Genomic DNA, 20,676 nt, shown 5'->3' with positions numbered 1-20,676 from the left:
GGAACGCTCCCTTATGTAGTAGTAAATTCGGTAGTTAATTTGGATTGAAATTAGATAAAAGCAAAGAATGTGGTGAAATTATCCTCATATAATGCCATTGCAATGTGGGGGACAATTTGGCAAATAATGTCGCATTCCCGTATTATAAAGGGAGAAAGACTAAAAAGACATAAAAATGTGGAAAGCGAGATGAGATAAACATGGAGAAAAATTTTAGAATTACTGATGAGGATGGAATTCATGCACGTCCGGCAACCGCTTTGGTAAATACGGCCAATAAATTTAAAGGTTCCGAGGCTTTTGCTGAGGCAAATGGCAAGAAAGTAACTTTGAAATCGATTCTTGGGGTCCTGTCCCTTGGGTTGGAGAAGGGGGATGACCTGAAGTTAATCGTTGAGGGTGATCAAGCGGAAGAGGCTATTCAAGCGCTTGCGGAAGTGATGATTAACGAAGGGTTAGGCGAAGTCCATGCTTGAAATTAAAGGAATTGCCGCATCTGCGGGAGTGGCGATTGCATCTGCCTTCCGGCTGGAGCACCCTGATTATACCGTACATCAAGAGAATGTAGCTGATTCCGATTCGGAACTGAAGCGATTGGATAATGCTCTGGCAAAATCGCAGCAGGAGCTCGAAGGGATCAAGCAGCGTACCGAGCAACAGCTTGGCGCTAAGAAAGCAGAGATCTTCGAATCGCACTTGTTGATTCTAAATGACCCTGAGCTGCTTGATGCCGTTCGCGATAAGATTACTTCCGAGAAGGTGACGGCACAATACGCGCTGGATGAAGTAGCCAAGCAATTTATCTCGATGTTCGAGAATATGAAGAGTGCTTATTTAAGAGAACGCGCTGCTGACATGAGAGATGTGACCAAGCGGGTGCTTACCCATCTGCTTGGATTGAATTATACCAATCCGGCTGACATTAGCGAGGAAGTTATCGTCATCGCTGAGGATTTAACCCCATCGGATACGGCGCAGTTGAATCGGCAATATGTAAAAGGGTTCACGACCAACATTGGGGGAAGGACTTCTCATTCGGCCATTATGGCCCGTTCCCTGGAGATCCCGGCTGTAGTTGGCACCCAGGAGGTTATGGCCCAGATTCAGAGTGGCGATACCGTCATCGTTGACGGTCTGGACGGCAAAGTTATTGTCAATCCGTCCGCAGAGCTGCTGGAGCAGTACCAGCTTAAACGTGACCAATATCTCCTCCAGATTGAGGAATGGAAGAAGCTCAGAGAGGTTCCTACCCAGTCCAAGGATGGCGTTCATGTAGAACTCGGTGCCAATATAGGCACTCCAAATGATGTTACAGGTGTGCTGGAGAACGGTGGAGAAGCCGTAGGTTTGTATCGTACGGAGTTCCTCTACATGGGACGCACGGAGCTGCCGTCGGAGGATGTCCAATTCAACGCCTACAAGACCGTTCTTGAACGAATGGAAGGCAAGCCAGTAGTGGTTAGAACCCTGGATATCGGTGGAGATAAGGAATTGCCTTATCTTGATCTGCCTAAGGAAATGAATCCTTTCCTTGGATTCCGCGCAGTCAGACTATGCCTGGAACGCCAGGATATATTCCGCACCCAATTGCGCGCGTTGCTGCGGGCAAGTGTGTATGGCGATTTGAGAATTATGTTCCCGATGATTGCTACGCTGGATGAGTTCCGTCAGGCCAAAGCTTTGCTCCTGGACGAGAAGCAAAAGCTGACTTCGGAAGGAGTTCAGGTCTCGGATGCCATTCAGCTAGGAATTATGGTAGAGATTCCGTCGACGGCTGTACTCGCAGACCAATTTGCCAAAGAGGTTGATTTCTTTAGTATTGGAACCAATGATCTGATTCAGTATACGATGGCCGCAGACCGCATGAACGAACGCGTGTCCTACTTGTATCAGCCATACAACCCGGCGATTCTGCGCCTGGTGAAGATGGTTATCGATGCAGCGCATCAGGAAGGACGCTGGGTAGGCATGTGCGGCGAGATGGCTGGGGATGCAACGGCAATTCCACTCCTGCTCGGTCTTGGACTCGATGAGTTCAGCATGAGTGCGACATCCATTCTTCCGGCTCGTTCCCAAATTTCCCGTCTTTCGAAGGCAGAGATGGAGCAGCTTGCAGCCAAGGCGATTGGTATGCAAACCGCACAGCAAGTGGTTGAACTGGTTCACTCGATCGGCGAATAAAGGAAGAGTACGTAACTGATTATCATAGCAATAATTCATGGCGACCTACAGGGTCGCCATTTTTAATGGGAACCATCTACCACCAGGAGTGAATCACTTGACGAAAAATGTTTTTGTAACTAGAATGGTTGCAGGATTGTGAGAATTTAATATATTCTATAATAAACTATTAAATTTTGGTAGAAAGAAGGGATTAAATGGCACCTAAAAAACAAAAAAGCTCCATGGCACAGCGTAACGCCGCCGGAGAACAAGCTAAGAAGAAGCAGCAGACCAGACGGATTATCTGGTTCTCGACCGTCGGCATTTTGCTGGTTCTGATTGTGGTCGTGCTATCAATCAGGCCTGCGGCAACCGCTGCGTCTTTTGATTATGAGCAGCTCCCAAGGTTAGGACAAGCCGATGCTCCGATTAAGGTTGTCGAATTTGGGGATTACAAATGTCCGGCTTGTAAAATTGCCAATGATAAGATTAAGCCGAACCTGGTCAGCGATTATATAGATTCGGGAAAAGTGGCTTTTTATTTCATGAACCTTCCGTTTATCGGCCCGGACTCAACGACAGCCGCGTTAGCGGCGCAATCGGTCTTCCATCAGAACAGCGGGGATTACTGGACTTATTTTGATGCCTTATACAACAATCAGCAGGATGAGAACCTCACATGGGCGACTCCTGATTATTTGGTAGATTTGGCGAAGCAGGCCAATCTGTCCATCGATTTTGACGTGCTGCGGAAAGATATCGAGAATCAGACCTATCTCCAAGAAGTGAACGAACATCAGAGTAAAGCAAGCAAGCTAGGTGTCTCAGGGACGCCGACCTACTTTATTAATGGGGTAGAGTATCTTGGACATTATGATGATTATGCCGAGTTCGAGCAGCAGATCAAGGCGGCGCTCGGGGAATAACCTGTTGTATACTGTATCCGTTAATTAAGGGAGGAGCGAGAACAGTGCGTTCTTTGTTCAGAAATTATGGTATTTATTTTGCCTGGATCGTATCTATGGTGGCTACAGCCGGAAGTTTGTATTTAAGTGAAGTGTTGCATTATGAGCCATGCAGGTTATGCTGGTTCCAGCGTATCTTCATGTACCCACAGGTTATTCTGCTGGGAATTGCCGCGTATCGCAATGACCGGAATGTGATCCCTTACATCCTCCCGCTTAGCTTTATCGGCGGATCCATCTCGGTGTACCATTATGCGGAGCAGAAGATTCCGGCTTTGGCCAAGGCGCTGCCTTGCAAGGTAGGCATTCCGTGTGATTTTGACTACCTGAACTGGTTCGGATTCCTGACGATTCCGCTAATGTGTCTGATCGCCTTCATTCTCATCATCGTATTCCTGTTTACGGCCCGCAACACAACCCACTCTATGCCTGCAACGACAGATATTCAAGAGACGGAGCAACTATAATTTCATATTTTACTCAACAAGCAAAAAGGTTGATCTTATATAGTTTACGGGGGAGAGTCATTACTCTCCCTCTTTTGCGTGTATGCAAAATATCATATGATATTAAACATTAAATCGTTTACATAAAAGAATATTTATACATATGATCAGCACGAGGAGGAGTCGACACTCATGTTTTATTCTTTGAAGAGCAGACTGATGACCTTTTTCGTACTTCTATCTATTTTATCGTTCGGAACGATGGCCATTCTCCTGTTCAATCAATCCCGGACAATTATCCGCTCGAATATCGAATCCTCTGCCCTGGAGAAGATGGAGGAGTATGGGGCATACATCGATATGGTGCAAATGCAAATCTATGATTTGGCTTCGCTGGTGTTCAATAGTGACATGACAAAAAATTGGGATAAGCTAACCTCTGATCCGACTATTCCGGTCGGTGAGAGGATGTATGAGCATATTAAAATGAGCAAGTTTCTGACTCAAGCAACGAATGGCTATTCCGGCGTGTCGGGGGTATCCATTTATAGTGAGGACGGGATGTGGCTGGGCACCGATAATCAGGTCGTGTTCGACAAGACCTTTTTGCAGCAGGATTGGTATAAGGATTTTATCGTCAACGGCAACCATTGGATGGCAGAGCATACGGATCCGGGGGAGGTGCTTCGCAACAATGCCAGTCCGGTCGTCAGTATGCTGATGCCGCTAGGTACCTTCGAGCCTTCTATGGCCCAAAATATTATGAAGCTCAATGTGAATGCGGACTATTTTCGCGAGCCGTTGAACCGCATCCATCTGGGCGAAAATGGGACGATCTATTTACTCGATCAAGAGGGGACGCCGCTGTTGTCGCAGACTCCACAAAGCGGACTGTCCGCCGGCGAGCCGCTGCTGGACAAGATCGAAGAGGCCCGCAGGGACTGGAGGAAGCAGGGCGTTATTAACCTGAAAAATGAGCGCGGAACGATGGATATCCTGGTCTACAAGAAGCTGAAGCTGACCAACTGGATGCTGGTCGGCTTCGTCTCCGAGGAGGATCTATACTCGGAGCTGTTCATGCTGCGCAAGAGCATCGTTATCTTCTCGGCCTTGCTATTAATAGTTTCTCTGTTTGTAGCCGCCGGGCTTGCTTATAGTATTACAAAGCCGCTATCTGAGCTTGTATCGGCCATGCGGCTTGTCCAGCGCGGCGATTTCCGGCTTGCGGAGAACAAAATACCGCCGGAACACAGCATTCGCAGCGAGATTGGGTATGTAACATCGACCTTCCGTACGATGGTGACTCAGCTTCGCTACCATATCAAGACGGAGTTTGAACTGAAGCTGCTGCGACAGCAGGCGGAATACAAAAGCTTGCTGATGCAGATCAATCCTCATTTCCTGTTCAATACCCTGGAGCTGATGAGCAGCCTTACAATGCAGAAGCGAAATGACGATACGATCGAAGTCATTGAATTGCTGGGGAAGATGATGCGCTATTCTCTCAAGATTAGCGATGATCTCGTACCTCTCACAGAGGAGCTTGGGTATGTGCATGATTATGTAGGAATTCTGAAAATACGCTTCAGCGATCGGCTGCATATTACGATCGTTGAAGAAGGGGAGCTGGACAACCTGACGATAATTAAATTTATTTTGCAGCCGCTTATTGAGAACGCTGTCAAATTCAGCCTTCGCCAGCAGGCGGAAGCACGGGTAGATATTCATGTGCGCCGCGTCCAGCGCCGCCTATACTTTATCATTGCCGATAATGGGCCTGGCATCGATCCTGAGCAGCTGCAAAGGCTTCAGGAACAGATGATGTCCCCGCAGCTTGATCTCAGCATGCTCAATCGCAACTGGCAAATCGGACTTGGCAATGTGCTTGCCCGCTGCCGTCTGTACTATGGATCATTATTTGCTGTCCAGATCGATTCCTCGCCGGAATCGGGCACTCAGATTGAACTTAGACTACCTGTGGAGGAGGAATCACAAGATGTATCGGGTATTGATCGTCGATGATGAGCCTGAAATCAGGCAAGGCCTGCAATTGAAGGTGGATTGGAACAAGCTGGGCTTCGTTCTGGTTGGGGAAGCCGCCAACGGAATGGAAGCGATGAACCGGCTTGAGGAGGAAGAGATCGATATTGTCATTACGGATATGAATATGCCGATGATGGATGGGGTCTCTTTTCTGGAGGCTTATCATAAGGTATATCCCTTCTTACGCGTGGTTGTCATTACCGGCTATGAGGATTTCAAGTATGCCAGAGCAGCGCTTCGTAACCGGGCCAAAGATTATCTGCTTAAGCCTGTGACCCGAAGCGAATTGACCGATACGCTGGAGAAAGTGAAGCAAGAGCTTGATGAGGAGCGCGAGAACAAAAACCAGTTTGAAAGGATCAAGTGGCAGATCTCGGAGTATTACAAGGAGATGAAGGAGCATTTCATTCTCCATTTGGTCAAAGGAAGCATTGATGAAGAACATCTCGTACATGATCGGGCCAAGCTGCTGCAATTGGATCATTGGGACGAACGTGAGATTCGTATCATAACGGTTGGCCTTCGTGAACAGACATTGCTGGAGGACAGTGATCGACCGCTCGATAAGCTGTGTCCGCCCTTCCGTTTGATCTGTCGCGAGTGTGCAACGATGTTTCCGGGCTCGCCAGAGGTGTTCTACGACAGCAATTACCGCCGATTAATCCATATCATCGTGTCCGAGCAGGATACGGCATGGCCCGAACTGGTGGATAAGCTAAGCCGAGAAGTACTGTCCAATATTGGAATCCTGCCTTTTGCAGGTGTGGGACAAGCTATGCGCGGGTTTAAACAGTGGAAGGAGGGGTATGTCGATGCGCTGCTGGCCTGGAACCTATCAAGAAATAATATCTCGGAGAGCTCGTTCCCTATCGAAGGCGAGCAGGAGCTGCTGCCGGATGAAGAGATTCGAATCATCGAACGACAGTTGCTGCAGGGGGACCTTGCCAGCTTCGAGAATGCGATTCGGACGCCACTACAGAAGGCATTTTGCATCTCACAAATCAAATTTGTGAAAATATTTTTTCAGCTCTATCTAATGCTGGAGAAGCTTGCGGGCGAATCACAGATTTCGTTGGAGGCAGAAGAGCAGCTATGGATTCGCCCTCAATTAGTGCTCGCTTTTAATACGGTGGATAAGGCATATCAATATTTACTGCGGATTGCCGCGAAAATTCAGCGAAGGCTTAGCAACGAGGCGGATGCCGATCAATCGTTGGTCGAGGCGGCTCAGCATTTCATTGAGGAGAATTATATGTATGACCTCAGTCTGAAAATGATCGCCAAAAGGTTCAATTATAATCCCTCTTACTTCTCGGAAATTTTTAAGGCGCGTGTCGGGGTTACGTTCATTCAGTATGTGAATGAGGTACGCATGGGTCAAGCGGTCCGGCTATTGGAAGGCACGGAGCTTAGTCTCTGGGATATCGCCGAATTGAGCGGATTCTCCAGCGCCAGCTATTTCAGTTCGAAATTCAAGCGGATGTATGGAATTACACCGTCGGATTACCGGCAGACAATCGCTGAAGAGAATACCTGAAGAAATTGATAGCGAAGTTCCGAAGAAATAGCATTCATCCAGGCTGATCTCCTGTTTATGATGAAGATAAATCGCATACGAACTCGGAACGGCTGCAACAGCTGAGCATTTCATATGGATGGTTGCCTATTCCGGGGAATCGCTGCATGCAGCGATTCCTTCTTCGTTGACGATTAATCTAAGCTCAGAAGGAGGAAGCATCAGCGATGCGATCTGCGCACAAATCATTAGCAAGAGGACAAAATCGGGCCGGCTATCTATTCCTGTTGCCCTGGCTCATCGGCTTTTTCTGTCTGACCTTATTGCCGATGCTGGGGTCTTTGTACTTGTCGATGACCAAATTCAACTTGCTTAGTCCGCCGAAGTGGATCGGGCTTAATAACTTCGTACAGATTTTCACCTCAGACCATACCTTTGTGAACTCATTGGTTCTAACTTTTAAATACGTGCTCTTATCTGTGCCTTTACGGCTTGCCTTTGCCTTACTGGTTGCTATGGCTCTGAATAAGGGGTTACGGGGACTGGGAATCTACCGGACGGTGTATTATATCCCTTCGCTCCTTGGAGGAAGTGTGGCGATTGCCATCGTTTGGCGCCAGATTTTTGATGGAGACGGATTGGTGAACCATTTCCTGGGCTGGTTTGGGATTCGGGGTCCTTCCTGGATCGCTCACCCGGATTATATTCTTTATACCATTATTACGCTTGCGATTTGGCAGTTTGGTTCCGCGATGGTTATTTTCCTGGCCGGGATCAAGCAGATTCCGGCTGATCTGTACGAAGCGTCAGAGGTGGACGGAGCAGGCCAGGTCCGGCAGTTTATCAAGATCACCCTGCCTATGCTGACGCCAGTCATTTTTTTTAATCTCGTCATGGGGATTATTAACTCCTTTCAAGCCTTTACGCCAGCTTATGTTATCGGGGATGGACGTGGAGGGCCGCTTGATGCAACGATGTTCTACACCCTGTACCTGTACTTGAAAGGCTTCTCCTTCTTCGATATGGGCTACGCCGCGGCTCTGGCCTGGATTATGCTGGTCATTATCGGAGTGTTCACAGCGATGATATTTGTGACCTCGAAATACTGGGTGTTCTACGGCGATGGCAATGATGGGAGATGATGGGGATGAGAGCGAATTCAACGATTTTGAAAATAGGCAGACATATACCGATTATCCTGCTGGGTATCATCATGCTGTATCCTGTGCTGTGGCTTATTAGCAGTTCGTTCAAGCCCAATCAGCTCATATTTGCGGACTCAGGCTTATGGCCTGCTCAAATTACGCTGGACAATTACGCGAACGGCTGGAAAGGACTGCAGGGGATTTCATTTGCCCGATTCTTCGCCAACTCGGCATTTATATCGAGCATGTGTGTGATCGGCAACGTGATGACCTGTTCCTTCGCGGCTTATGCCTTTGGAAGACTGAATTTCAAGTATAAGAAGCTTTGGTTCGGGTTGATGCTCGTTACGATTATGCTGCCTTATCATGTGACGCTAATTCCGCAATACATTATTTTCGACAAGCTGAGCTGGGTTAACACGTATTTTCCGTTGATTGTGCCAAAATGGCTGTCGCATGATTCATTCTTCATCTTGCTGATGGTGCAGTTTATCCGCGGGCTGCCGAAGGAACTGGACGAGAGTGCTACGATCGACGGCTGCGGATTGAAGCAAATTTACTTTCGGATTGTGCTGCCGCTTCTGCTCCCGGCTTTAATTACAACAGCGATCTTTACATTTATTTGGTCCTGGGATGACTTCTTCAGCCAAATGATCTACTTGAGCAAAATTGATCTGTTCACCGTACAGCTGGGCATTCGTTCGCTGTTTGACCCTTCGGGTCAATCGGACTGGGGCGCACTTCTGGCTATGTCGACGTTGTCGCTTATACCGATCACGATTATCTTTCTGGTCTTCCAGCGCTACTTCCTCGAAGGGATCGCGACGACAGGGCTCAAGTAGAGCCTAATAAACCTAAACCCGAAAAAATTTAAAATCAACTGCCGAAATAATCCTATTCTCGCAGCAGTGGCGATGAAGTAGCATGAGGGTGAGTTTGAAGGCGTTCTTATAAAACCGATATGGGGGAGATCACGGAATGAAGCAACGTATTTTAGCGGTGCTGCTGGCTCTTTTTATGGTTGTCGTGTCAGCGTGCGGAGCAGGAAGTGGTGGCGTAAATAGCAAGACGGACGGTAATACAGCGGGCAATAATACGGCGAAAGGCAATGATCCGGGGACGGAAGAGCAGGTTGAGCTCCGGATTATGTGGTGGGGAGATCAGAAACGGGCGGATAAGACTAATGAAGCCCTAAAGGTATTTCAGGAAAAAAATCCGAATATTAAAGTTATCGGAGAATTTGCCCCTGCATCCGGTTATTTCGATAAGTTGAACACGCAGCTAGCCTCGGGAACTGCGCCGGACGTATTCTTTCTTGGTGGCAACGTTGTTGATTACGCCAACAAGGGCGTCCTGCTTGACCTTGATCCGTATGTAGGCGGTGTGCTCGACTTGACAGATATGGATCAAAGCATGGTTGAGTACGGCACATTTGAAGGGAAGCTTCAGCATATCTCGGTTGGAGCTAACGCCCGCGGCATCGTCGCCAACACAGCGATGTTCGAGAAGGCGGGAATGCCTGTACCGGAAGATGGCTGGAGCTGGGAGGACTACGCTCGGATCAGTCAGGAAATCTCTCAGAAGCTGGGCAAAGGCTTCTATGGAACCTATGATTTCACTGTAGATGGCATGGACATCTACCTGAAGCAGAGAGGCAAGCAACTGTATGAGATGGAGAACGCCGCACTGGGATTTGAGATGCCGGATGCACTGGAATGGTTCCAATACTGGGCGGATACAGCAAAAACAGGCGGAGTAGTGACACCGGAGCTGCAAGTATCCAACCCGCCGGGAGACACAAGCAAATCGTTGATTGTTACTGGGAAAGTAGCTATGAATCTGATTCCGTCCAATATGTTCAGCGCTCACCAGAGTTTGACAGAGGACCCGCTTATTATGGTTCAGCTTCCTCGCGGACCCAAGGGTACCGGAGTTGTATTCGAGTCCAGTCAAGGCATATCGGGCTATAGCAAGACGAAGCACCCGGAAGCTGTAGCGAAGCTGATGAATTTCTGGATCAATGATGATGATGCAGCCCATATTCTAGGCAATGATCGCGGAGTTCCGGTGACGTCCAAGAAGCGCACATTACTGGAGGGTACGGCGACTCCGGAAGAGAAAATCATCTACGATTATACGAGCCGGGTATCCAACGCGACAAAGGCAGAGCCTTTTGCTATCAGTTATAATATGCCGGGCTTTGCTGAATTCTCCAAGCTGGCTGAGACGACGATGCAGGAGATCGGGTTCGGACGCAAGAGCGTTGAGAAGGCGGTGGATGATTTCTACAACAGCACGGTTAAGATCTTCGAGAGCAATAAGTAAGTGATTGCAGCGGCTGCCTCAGGCGGCCTGCTGTTGTTATATCTACTTTATGAGAGTAGGCGATACGGGTGAGTCAGTCTCTGAAGGAACGCCTTCGGAATCTATCTGTTGAGGATAGGATAGGGGAATTGGAGAAGCCGCAGGATAGACAGCTGCTGAAGGAATGGAAGCAGTCGGGCGTACGCTTTGCAGCAGCGTCTGGCGAACTGGAGAAGGTTTATTATAAGGCGCTGCGAAGGCTGTTCGATTGCATCGCGCCTACAGGCGGATCGGAGCCGATATTGCAGGAAGGAGGCGTCTATCTCGGCTGCTGGTTGGAGAGCACGGGAACGATCAATGCGGAATTGTTGTCCAGGTTTCTTCCATCGGTCTCTGAGGCGACCTATCTATCCTTCGCCAAGCATCAAAGAGAGGATGGACTACTTCCATACAAAATTACCGAACAGGGTCCGGTATTCAAACAAATTCAATTGGTAACCCCGCTGGCCCGCAGCGTATGGAATCACTATGGCCTGCACGGGCGAGGCGAGTCATTCCTGCGCACGATGTATGAAGCTATGTCGCGTTATGATCAGTGGCTTGCCACATACCGCGATACACGCGGAACAGGGTGTGTAGAGGCGTTTAGCACTTTTGATACCGGCCATGATCTGTCACCCCGGTTTTGGCATGTTCCGGATACTCCACATTTAAATGATCCTGCGGCTTACAATCGGGATTCACCGATTCTGCCATTTCTGGCGCCTGACTTGACCGCTAATGTATATTGCCAGCGGATGTATTTGGCGCTGATGGCAGAGAAGCTGGGGGAGACTTCAGGGGCCATGGATCAGAAGCTTTGGAGAGAGAAGGCCGGGCAAAGCCTGGACAGCTTGTTTAGGTACTGCTTTGATGAAGCGGATCATTTCTTCTATGATCGGGATGCCAACGATGCCTTTGTTCGGGTACAGTCCGATGTATTGCTTCGTGTCATGGCCTGCGAGGTAGGGGATCGGGAATTTTTTGATACGATGCTAAGGCGTTATTTGTTAAACACTCGCAAGTTCTTTGCGAGATTCCCGTTCACCTCGATTGCGCTTGATGACCCGAGGTTCAATCCATTCTCCAGCTATAACAGCTGGGCGGGACCGTCAAACTTCCTGAGCATGATTCGTGCCCCTCATGCCTTCGAGCATCATCATCGTTACGTGGAGCTGACATGGGCGATCTATCCTATTCTCTCCGCATTAAACCGGGCAACGCGCTTCCCGCAGACGCTTGATCCATGGACAGGACAGGAGGGCTTCACAGAAGCTTATTCCCCGTCCATCCTATGCCTGCTGGATTATGTAGAGAGATTATGCGGAATCATGCCGCGGCCGGATGGCGAGCTGTGGTTCACCGGTCTCGTGCCTTATGATATCGATATGGGCGAAGAGATCGCGGGCGAGACGGCCTACTGCAGAATGGTGAATGGGGATTTATATGAACTATATAATACGAAATCAGGCTCTGAAATCTGCCGGAATGGCCGGACTATCATGACTTTCCCACGGGGGGTTCGGGTTGTGACCGATTATGGTGGAGGCCTGCTATCCATCATAGGCATGAGTGCCCGTCCGGTTCAGGGAGCCATGCAGTACGAAGGACGCAGCATTCCATTCACGGTACAGGGAAATGAAATATTGAACTATAAGCAAGGCCGCTTCAGCCGTAAGCAGGATATCGGTATCGTGTATCCTGCCTATTCATAAGGCCAGGAAATCCCCGGCTTATAAAGGGTCTGTCCAGAGGAAGGTTTAAACAAAGGAGAAGGGAGCTCATGACGATGCTGAAAAATAAGGATATCCAGATCAGAGATCCATTCGTTTTCCCGGTGTTGGAAGAAGAGAAATATGTACTATTTGGCAGTACGGATAAAAATATATGGGGAAAAGGCGCGGGATTCGACGCATATACGAGCCACGATTTGCAGTATTGGGATGGGCCGTACAATGTGTTTTGCCCTGAGGCGGATTTTTATTCGGATACGAATTTCTGGGCGCCTGAAGTTTACTCCTATGAGGGACAGTATTACATGTTTGCAACGTTTCGACGCAAAGATAACCAGTTGCTTGGCACTGCCGTGCTTACAGCCGATCATCTGCTTGGGCCATATAAGCCGCACAGCGATGGGCCGGTAACTCCGCAGAGCTGGTCTTCTCTGGATGGCAGCCTGTTCTGTGATGAGGAGGGCCAGCCATGGATGATATTCTGTCATGAATGGCAGCAGATCGCTGATGGAGAGGTATGCGCGATGAGGCTAAGTTCGGATTTGCGACGGTCGACAGGGGAGCCTATCCTCCTGTTTCGGGCATCGGAGGCGCGCTGGACGGCCCCGTTCATCTCTGCCCGATTTCCCGGACAGCAGAATTATGTGACCGACGGTCCTTATCTGTTCAGGGCATCCTCAAATGAGCTCTATATGTTATGGGCAAGCTTTGTGAGCGACAACACCTACGCGCTTGGCATTGCTAAATCTCCATCAGGACGGGTTAGCGGACCATGGCTGCAAGAGGAGAAGCCGCTATATCAGAACGATGGCGGACATGCGATGGTATTCCGTACCTTTGCAGGCCAGTTGATGCTGGCGATTCATACCCCGAATCAGACGCCGGATGAACGACCGCTGTTCCTGCCTCTTCATGAGCAGAACGGCAAAATCGTCGTGGCAAGTGAAGGGGAAGGGGCAATAGGTTAAAGCGTAATTTTGAATAGCCGATTAAGGACCTTGATCATTCGCAAATATATGCGGGATAGGGGTCTTTTTTTCGATATTTGGAATTCCACTAAATCGGGGCATAGAAAGTTAAAATCAAAAGGAAATTTATAGGAGCATATAGTAATATATAAAATGAACCTGAATAAGCAACAAAAGGAGGATGTAATGGAGGAATTTAAAGACCGATTATTTAAACTCCGAGAACAACAAAACGTTATTGCCGAAGAATATGAGGCGCTTCTCAAGGAATATAAAGCGAATGATCTGGTACAAGAGAATGAAATACTTAAGCGGGATTATGAAGAGTATAAGCAGCGGGTTGCGGCACTGGAGAGCAGACTGCGGCAAGTGGAGAAGGAAAATGGCGGGCTCCGTCAGGCTCTGGCCGAGCAGATTCTCGATGAGAAGCTCACCTTCATCAGGGTATCTCAGGAGAAGCTGAATACTTATTTCACCACGGCGTCCCATCAGCATATGAATCGGCTGCAAGCGCTTGAATATTCCAGCAAGCAGAGGATTCAGCAATTGTATGACCAGGCGCAGCGCTTGTTGCAGGCCGATCAGCAAATGATCCAGGCCAAGCTGACCGACCTTCAGGGGGAGGTTCACCAAGGGATTCAGCGTCACCGGCAGTTCATATATGAAGCGGAGCGTCAAATTCATGAGCAGGCCATCGACGGTTATCAGCAGCTGGAAGCCGAAGGGGTGGACGAACATACGATTCAGCGCCGCGTGAAGCAGAACCAGCTCGAGATGAAAATTGGCCTGAACTGGATTAACAAGCTGGGCATTCTGCTGCTCATCATAGGAATGGGCGCGGCATTTAAATATACATATAGCTGGTTTAGCGCTTATACCAAAGGAGCTGTCTTCTTTGTACTCGGCTTGCTGATGCTGGCCGGCGGGGAATGGATGTTCCGGAGAAATAAGCAGGTTTTCGCACTAGGGTTGTTAGGCGGGGGGATCTCCGTTCTGTATGGCTCTGTCTTCTATAGCTATTTCTTGCTTGATATCATTAATTTAGCGTCAGGGCTCATACTCTGTGTTATTATAACCGCAGCAGCTGCGCTAATGTCACTGCGTTATCAATCCAAAACAATTTGTTCATTTGCGCTCGTAGGCGGCTATCTGCCTTTCTTCTCTTATTTAGAGGCATACGGATTAGCCGGAAATGCTGTATATGTGGCGATGGGCTATTTATTCCTATTAAACGCCTTGATCCTGCTCATATCTTTCCGAAAACGCTGGCCTATCGTGCATTATATCAGCTTTGGACTGAATACCCTATCGATGATCATCCTTGTAAACCTGACAGATCAAACCGTGATTGCTATCATCTATGCACTAATTACATTTTTAATGTATCTTTGCATTACGCTGTGGGTGCCGTTCCGCTATCCATCCAAGCTGAATTGGCTGGACTTCTCTCTGCTTGCGCTCAATACGCTGATCAGCTGCAGCATCATGTACAGCCTGTTCGATCGGGCGGACTGGAATCAATATCGCGGCTTGCTCGCGCTCATCTTCTGTGTCGTTTATTACGGGATTGCCCGCTTCAATCGTAAATATTTGGACAAGGAAATCGAGACGAGACTGTTGTTCTACGGCACATCCCTCACCTTCTCCCTGCTCGTTATCCCTTTCCAGTTCGGAATTCATTACATGTCGCTAGGCTGGTTAATCGAGGGGATCGTCTTCTCCGTGCTGGGACATTTGCAGCGCTCGAAGTTTGTGGAGAGGATCGGCTGGGGGATTCTGGCGCTGACGATGGGAGCTTTTGTTCTGGTCGATTTGGTAGGAGGCATGTTCGGTCATCCCGAAGTGGACTTTGCTTGGAAATACAGCTTTATCTCGATGGGGCTGTTTGGTCTGGCTTGCTTCTATGGTTTCCGTCTCCGGGATATACAGGAGATCAAGCGGTACAATGCGTCGGATCATTCGCTGCTGGCGGTATTAAAGTATATAACATCTATTAATATATGGTTCTACCTGCTGTACGAGATCCACCGGATCTACAGGGCGTTGATGCCTGGAGATGCTATTCTGTATAGCTTCTATCAATGGCTGCTGTTCGCCGCGATTACGTTTGGTCTTGCCTACAGCTTGATCAAGGCGAAAATATTGTATGACAGAGTCATTAAATATTATAGCCGTATTTTGTATCTCATCGGGTATGTGCTGTGCCTGGGAGTTACACTGGGAATGCCCGCACTGAATACGAACGGAGAATACAATTCGTTCGAGAATTATTTAGCGCTGGTCATCTTGATCGCCTTCAATGTATTTGTCTTTTTTAGCGGACGCGATCTGCTGCTGCAGATCATTAGCCGTCAAGCCGGGGGGCTGGAATGGATTCCGGTATGCCTCGGAGTTTATATTTTTGGAATGGCTACAGCCTTTTTAGGCATCCAATTCAGATTAGGTGATGTGAGCTGGCTGTTCAGCCTGGTCTATCTTCTGTTGGCGATCGCGTATATCGCTTACGGATTCCGCAGGAGATTTGTCTTCATTCGCCGGATGGGGCTTGGGCTGACGCTGCTGTCTACGGGGAAAATGCTGCTCTTTGATCTGTCTCTGATGACGACCGGCAGCAAGATTATCGCGTATTTCAGCTTTGGTCTGCTGCTGCTTGGTATTTCATACCTCTATCAGAGGGTGTCGAATATGCTGAATGCGGTGCATAAGCCGGCGGAATCGAACTCTCAAGGTGAAAACGTATAGCGTGTAATGAATTAGCCCTGCTGCGAATGCGGCAGGGTTTCTTCGTTATATTTGGAGGAATGCGAAAAATAATCGCGGTAAGTTGGATAAGTCGCGGTGTTGCTGTGACAGGAGCCTAACTGTCCGCATATGATGCCTAAGGAGATTTATCTTTTGGCAAAGGGGAGGACGGCTCTGAAAAAGCGAACGAAAACCGCGAAAAACGGCAGGGCGAAAAACTCGCTATATTTCGTGGATAACCCGGATAAGAATGAACTGAAACTGCTAAGCTCTGTCAAGAACGAGAGCCAGCAGGAAGAACTGGAGGTCAGACTGCATCAGTCTCTGGCTGTAGCTGATGCGGAAGACAACAAAGTGGAGCAGAAGTCTGCGCAGGGTTCTCTTTCCAAGGAGAGGTCCGAGCAGGGTTCAAGATGGAGAGAGGCCAAGGAGCTGGGCGCTAAGGAGAGAGTATCGCAGAATGAAGCCGGGCAAGCTGAACGGCATGATCAGCTGGTGAAGGAAGCTCTTCAGGAGAAGAGAGCCTCACAGCTTGAAAAAGGTATCATTTACACCGACGATCTGTCGAGTTCATCTGTAACCGGTGATAAGATTGCACCGTTTGCCATCGATTCGACCAAGATCAAACATGGAGCGATCGGCACGGCCTGGATCGCCGATTACGCGGTAAACAGCATTAAGATCGCCGAATCGGCAGTAAATGCCTCGAAGATTGCCCCCGGCTCCATCACAGCCGATCATTTGGTAGACGGAGCTGTTGAAGGGCGCAAGATTCGTGAACGTTCGATTAGCGGAAGCAAGCTGGAGGAAGGCAGCATTACCTCTGATAAGCTTGCGGACGGTGTGATTGGCGGGGAGAAGCTCGCTGACGGCTCCATCGAGAGTCGCCATCTGCGGGAATGGATCGTAACGACCGATCTGATTCAGGATCAAGCCGTCAATGCAGAGAAGCTGCGCAGTGGGAGTGTCCATTCTTATCACATCGCCAATGCGGCAATTGATACTTCCAAATTAAGCGAAGGTGCGGTTACGTCCACCAAGCTGAGAGACGGGGCGGTGACGGGAACCAAGCTGCAGGACGGGGCGATCGAAAGCCGTCATTTGGCCGGAAATGCGATCACCGTTCATAATCTTGCTCCCGGATTGATCGCCAAGGAGCATCTGGCCCACGCGAGCGTTGGGGCTGAGCAGCTTGAGAAGGGAAGCGTGGCTGCGCATCATCTCGGCGAGCAGGTCGTAGAAGCGATGCATATTGCTCCAGGCGCAATCGAGAGTATCCATCTGCAAGCGGGGAGCGTTAGAGAAGAACAGATCGGAAGCCATGAAATCAAGGGCAAGCATTTGGCGGATCGCAGCGTTACTTCTACCAAGCTGGCCGATCAGTCTGTGGGCACTTCACAGATCGTCGAGCAGGCGGTGACCTCTTCGAAGATTGCCGACCAGAGCATATTGCCGCATAAGCTGGCAGATGAATCGGTCCTGACCCGACATTTAGCCAAAGGGTCCGTGCAGGGGCCGCAAATTGCAACGAATACGCTTAATGCTGCGCATTTACAGCAGGGGGCAGTACAACGCGATCATATCGCCCCGGGCGCCATCCAGGAATGGCATATCGCGGGTTCCGCAGTGACGGGTGACAAAATCGACCTTGAGACGATCTCCGGCGAGCATATTACAGAAGAAGCCATCGAAGAGAGACATCTCCAGCCTGGGAGCGTGGTCTCGGAGAAGCTGGCCGAAGGCAGCGTGACGGAGAGCAAAATTATGCGGGGAGCGGTGACCAGCAGCATTATTGGGGACAATCAAGTACAGTCCCGTCATATTGTCTCCGGCTCGGTTCAGCAGGAGCATCTGGCTCAGAACAGCGTGAGCAGCGATAAGCTGCAGAAGGACTCGATTCATGAGGATCATTTGCGCAAGGGGGCTATTTTCTCTTACCATTTGCAGGACCATGCCGTGACGGCCTTGAAGCTGTCCCCAGAGAGCGTGAGCAGCGACAAGATCACAGATCTGTCGATTACGAGCAGTAAACTGGCTGAAAGCAGTGTGGTCTCCTCTAAAATCGCACCGGGAACGATTCAATCCTGGCATTTGGCACAGGGGGCGGTGCTGTCCGAGAATTTGGCGGCGGGCGCCGTACAATCTCAACATTTAGCAAAATCCGCGGTTGATGGCAGTCATCTGCAGACTAACGTGCTCAAAGAGACACATTTTACAACCGAGTCGGTGCCCGGGCAGGCCTTGCAGAATCAAGCGGTCACATCCGCTAAAATAGCAGAGCAAGCCGTGCAGTCGCGCCATTTGGCTAAAGACAGCATTCAGGGAGCGCATATTGCAGAAGGGGCCATCGAATCGAATCATCTTGCTTCTCAGGCAGTGAAGCTAGACCATTTATCCCTGGAATTGCAGGAGGGGGGATTGCTGCCGGAAGCAGGAATCAACGGCATGGACATTCAGCCTTCATCCATTCGTCGCGCTCATTTGCAGAAGGGAGCGGTCGATGGGGAGGTTCTGCAGCTGGGCTCGGTAGGCGTAGGCCATCTACAGGCACATAGCGTGCAAAGTCAGCACATTGTTGCTGCTTCGGTGCAGAGCGAGCATCTGGCCGGCGGTGCTGTGCAGTCCCGTCATATCGTCCCGGGAACGATCGATAGCGAATTGCTTGCCAAGGGGGCGGTGACGGCTGAACATATTCAGCCGGGCGCGATTTCCAAGGCATTGATGAATGAGGAGATTGTGCGGGAGGGGATCCTGCCTGAAGGAGGAATTGGCGGAAAAAGCTTGCAGCCCGGTTCGATCAGCCGCACCCACCTACAAAAAGGCGCGATCGATGATGAAGCGCTGCAGAATGAATCGGTCGGTTCGCTGCACCTGCAGCTGAAATCGGTGCAGTGCTATCATCTGGCAGATGAAGCTGTGCAAATTCAGCATTTAGCTACGAATATTATCGGAGCACAGCATCTGACGGAAGGCAGTGTGCATGACTCTCATATCCGGGAAGGGGTTATCGATTCACGGCATATTCGCGAAGGCTCCGTCAATCAAGCTCATCTGTCTCCCGAACTCCAGCAGGAGGGGCTGCTTCCGAAGGAGGGACTCAGCGGCAAAGATCTGCAACCTGGCTCGATCAGCCGCGTTCATCTTGAGCAAAATGCGGTTGATGCGGATGTGCTCAAGAGCCACTCGGTGGGGGCTGTGCATTTGCAGGCCAATTCGATCTTCAGCTTGCATCTGACGGATGAGGCAGTACAGTCGAAGCATCTGGCGGCCAATGCGGTTGAATCCGGGCATCTGTCCGAGGATAGCATTCAAGCGCGTCATATCGGGGAAGCCGTGGTTGGTTCTGCTCATCTACAGCCGCAGTCCGTATCCTTGCAGCATCTGTCCTCAGAGCTTCAGCAGGAGGGTATCCTGCCTCAAGAGGGCATCCGGGGCGAGAATATCCAGCATAACTCGATTAGCCGCAAGCATTTGCAGAAGCATGCCGTTGATTCTGATACGCTTCGGAATCAGTCGGTCGGTTCGGTTCATATTCAGCCGGATTCAATCTACAGCGTTCACCTGACCGCTGATTCGGTACAATCGCAGCATTTGGGGGACAGCACGGTTAGTTCGCGCCATCTTACAGAGAACTCCATCGACGGCTCCCATATTGTGCAGAAGGCGATCACTTCGCAGCATATTGCTTCTCACGTGATCAGCAGTGAGCATTTGGCGCTGGAGCTTAGAGAACAAGGCTTGCTGCCTGAAGGCGGGATCAGAGGAGAGGATATCCAGGCGGGGGCGGTCTCCCGGGAGCATCTGCAGGACAATACAGTGGATTCCGATGTGCTGAGCCATCAATCGGTCGGTTCCGAGCATATTCAGGAGGGCTCGGTATTCGGCTATCATCTGGTGGATGAATCCGTGCAGTCTCGTCATTTGGCTGATGACGCGGTGGAATCCAATCACCTGTCGAAGCACGCTGTCGGCTTCGAGCATATTCAAGAGGGAGCTATCTCCGGGTATCATCTGGGCAACGAATCTATACATTCTCATCATTTAGCTGATGAAGCCGTTGAATCCAATCATCTGTCAAAATGGTCGGTCAGCTCGGAGCATATTCAGGAAGGTTCGGTATTCGGCTATCATCTGGTGGATGATTCGGTGCAAGCGCGGCACCTGGCTGATGGCTCTGTAACCTCCCATCATCTGTCGCCAAATTCTGTGGGCTCCGAGCATTTAAGCATCAATCCGGTCCAGACGGTCAGCGGCCAACAGGCTATACAGCAGTTCGGCATGTCGGCATTCTTGCTGCAGGGCTACGAGAAGTCGACCGAGATTACGATTCAGTTCGATGAGCCCTTTGATCATGCCCATTATGTGCTTGTAGCCATGACGAATCATCCGGCGTACTATGTTACCATGAAGGATCGTTCTCCGGATATGGCTACTGTGGAGATATCCAGACTGAAGGATAGTCCGATTAATTATGGATTTATTACCTGGATTGCGATCGGAAGCAAGGAAGAGTCTGCGAAGAAATAGCGGAAGAGTTGCAGGTGGGCCGGCAGCCGTACCGGATTGATCCGGGGCTGCCGGCCCTTTTAACTTACCTTTAAAATGCTGTTCA

Annotated in this window: 13 protein-coding genes; all 13 read left to right on the top strand. The window is 49.7% G+C overall.

Features of this window, described 5'->3' with window-relative positions; genetic code table 11:
- Positions 1-200 precede the first annotated feature (200 nt).
- Positions 201-476 (top strand): HPr family phosphocarrier protein, encoded by a 276-nt coding sequence (locus DMN77_RS08595; RefSeq protein WP_068779850.1) that lies wholly within the window; start codon positions 201-203, stop codon positions 474-476.
- Positions 469-2,181: a phosphoenolpyruvate--protein phosphotransferase gene (gene ptsP, locus DMN77_RS08590; RefSeq protein ID WP_068779851.1), complete on the top strand. Its 1,713-nt coding sequence runs from the start codon at positions 469-471 to the stop codon at positions 2,179-2,181. Before DMN77_RS08595 ends, ptsP begins: the two co-directional genes overlap by 8 nt.
- A 197-nt stretch (positions 2,182-2,378) precedes the next feature.
- Positions 2,379-3,089: a DsbA family protein gene (locus tag DMN77_RS08585; RefSeq protein ID WP_068779852.1), complete on the top strand. Its 711-nt coding sequence runs from the start codon at positions 2,379-2,381 to the stop codon at positions 3,087-3,089.
- A gap of 44 nt (positions 3,090-3,133) precedes the next feature.
- Positions 3,134-3,595 (top strand): disulfide oxidoreductase, encoded by a 462-nt coding sequence (locus tag DMN77_RS08580; RefSeq protein ID WP_068779853.1) that lies wholly within the window; start codon positions 3,134-3,136, stop codon positions 3,593-3,595.
- Between the two features lie 171 nt (positions 3,596-3,766).
- The gene (locus DMN77_RS08575) at positions 3,767-5,596 is read left to right on the top strand and encodes a sensor histidine kinase (protein ID WP_179014449.1); all 1,830 of its coding nucleotides are present in this window, start codon (positions 3,767-3,769) and stop codon (positions 5,594-5,596) included.
- Positions 5,571-7,154 carry a response regulator gene (locus DMN77_RS08570; protein ID WP_179014447.1) on the top strand — a complete coding sequence of 528 codons (1,584 nt, stop codon included), beginning with the start codon at positions 5,571-5,573 and terminating at the stop codon, positions 7,152-7,154. Before DMN77_RS08575 ends, DMN77_RS08570 begins: the two co-directional genes overlap by 26 nt.
- 206 nt (positions 7,155-7,360) lie before the next feature.
- Positions 7,361-8,275 (top strand): carbohydrate ABC transporter permease, encoded by a 915-nt coding sequence (locus tag DMN77_RS08565; RefSeq protein WP_179014445.1) that lies wholly within the window; start codon positions 7,361-7,363, stop codon positions 8,273-8,275.
- A 5-nt stretch (positions 8,276-8,280) separates the two neighbouring features.
- On the top strand, positions 8,281-9,120 hold the full coding sequence (locus DMN77_RS08560; RefSeq protein WP_068779857.1) for a carbohydrate ABC transporter permease: 840 nt from the start codon (positions 8,281-8,283) through the stop codon (positions 9,118-9,120).
- Positions 9,121-9,256: 136 nt separating this feature from the next.
- Positions 9,257-10,603: an ABC transporter substrate-binding protein gene (locus tag DMN77_RS08555; protein ID WP_179014444.1), complete on the top strand. Its 1,347-nt coding sequence runs from the start codon at positions 9,257-9,259 to the stop codon at positions 10,601-10,603.
- 68 nt (positions 10,604-10,671) lie between these two features.
- Positions 10,672-12,336 (top strand): MGH1-like glycoside hydrolase domain-containing protein, encoded by a 1,665-nt coding sequence (locus DMN77_RS08550; protein WP_179014442.1) that lies wholly within the window; start codon positions 10,672-10,674, stop codon positions 12,334-12,336.
- A gap of 74 nt (positions 12,337-12,410) precedes the next feature.
- Positions 12,411-13,322, top strand: coding sequence for a glycoside hydrolase family 43 protein (locus DMN77_RS08545; RefSeq protein ID WP_179014662.1), 912 nt, complete (start codon positions 12,411-12,413; stop codon positions 13,320-13,322).
- 186 nt (positions 13,323-13,508) lie between these two features.
- Complete coding sequence (locus DMN77_RS08540) at positions 13,509-16,064, top strand: DUF2339 domain-containing protein (protein ID WP_179014440.1); 2,556 nt, start codon at positions 13,509-13,511, stop codon at positions 16,062-16,064.
- 153 nt (positions 16,065-16,217) lie between these two features.
- Positions 16,218-20,591: a WIAG-tail domain gene (locus DMN77_RS08535; protein WP_179014439.1), complete on the top strand. Its 4,374-nt coding sequence runs from the start codon at positions 16,218-16,220 to the stop codon at positions 20,589-20,591.
- Positions 20,592-20,676: the final 85 nt, after the last annotated feature.

The sequence above is a fragment of the Paenibacillus sp. 79R4 genome (genome assembly GCF_013393165.1).
Lineage (GTDB): Bacteria > Bacillota > Bacilli > Paenibacillales > Paenibacillaceae > Fontibacillus.
This window is presented reverse-complemented; position numbering and strand designations above follow the sequence as displayed.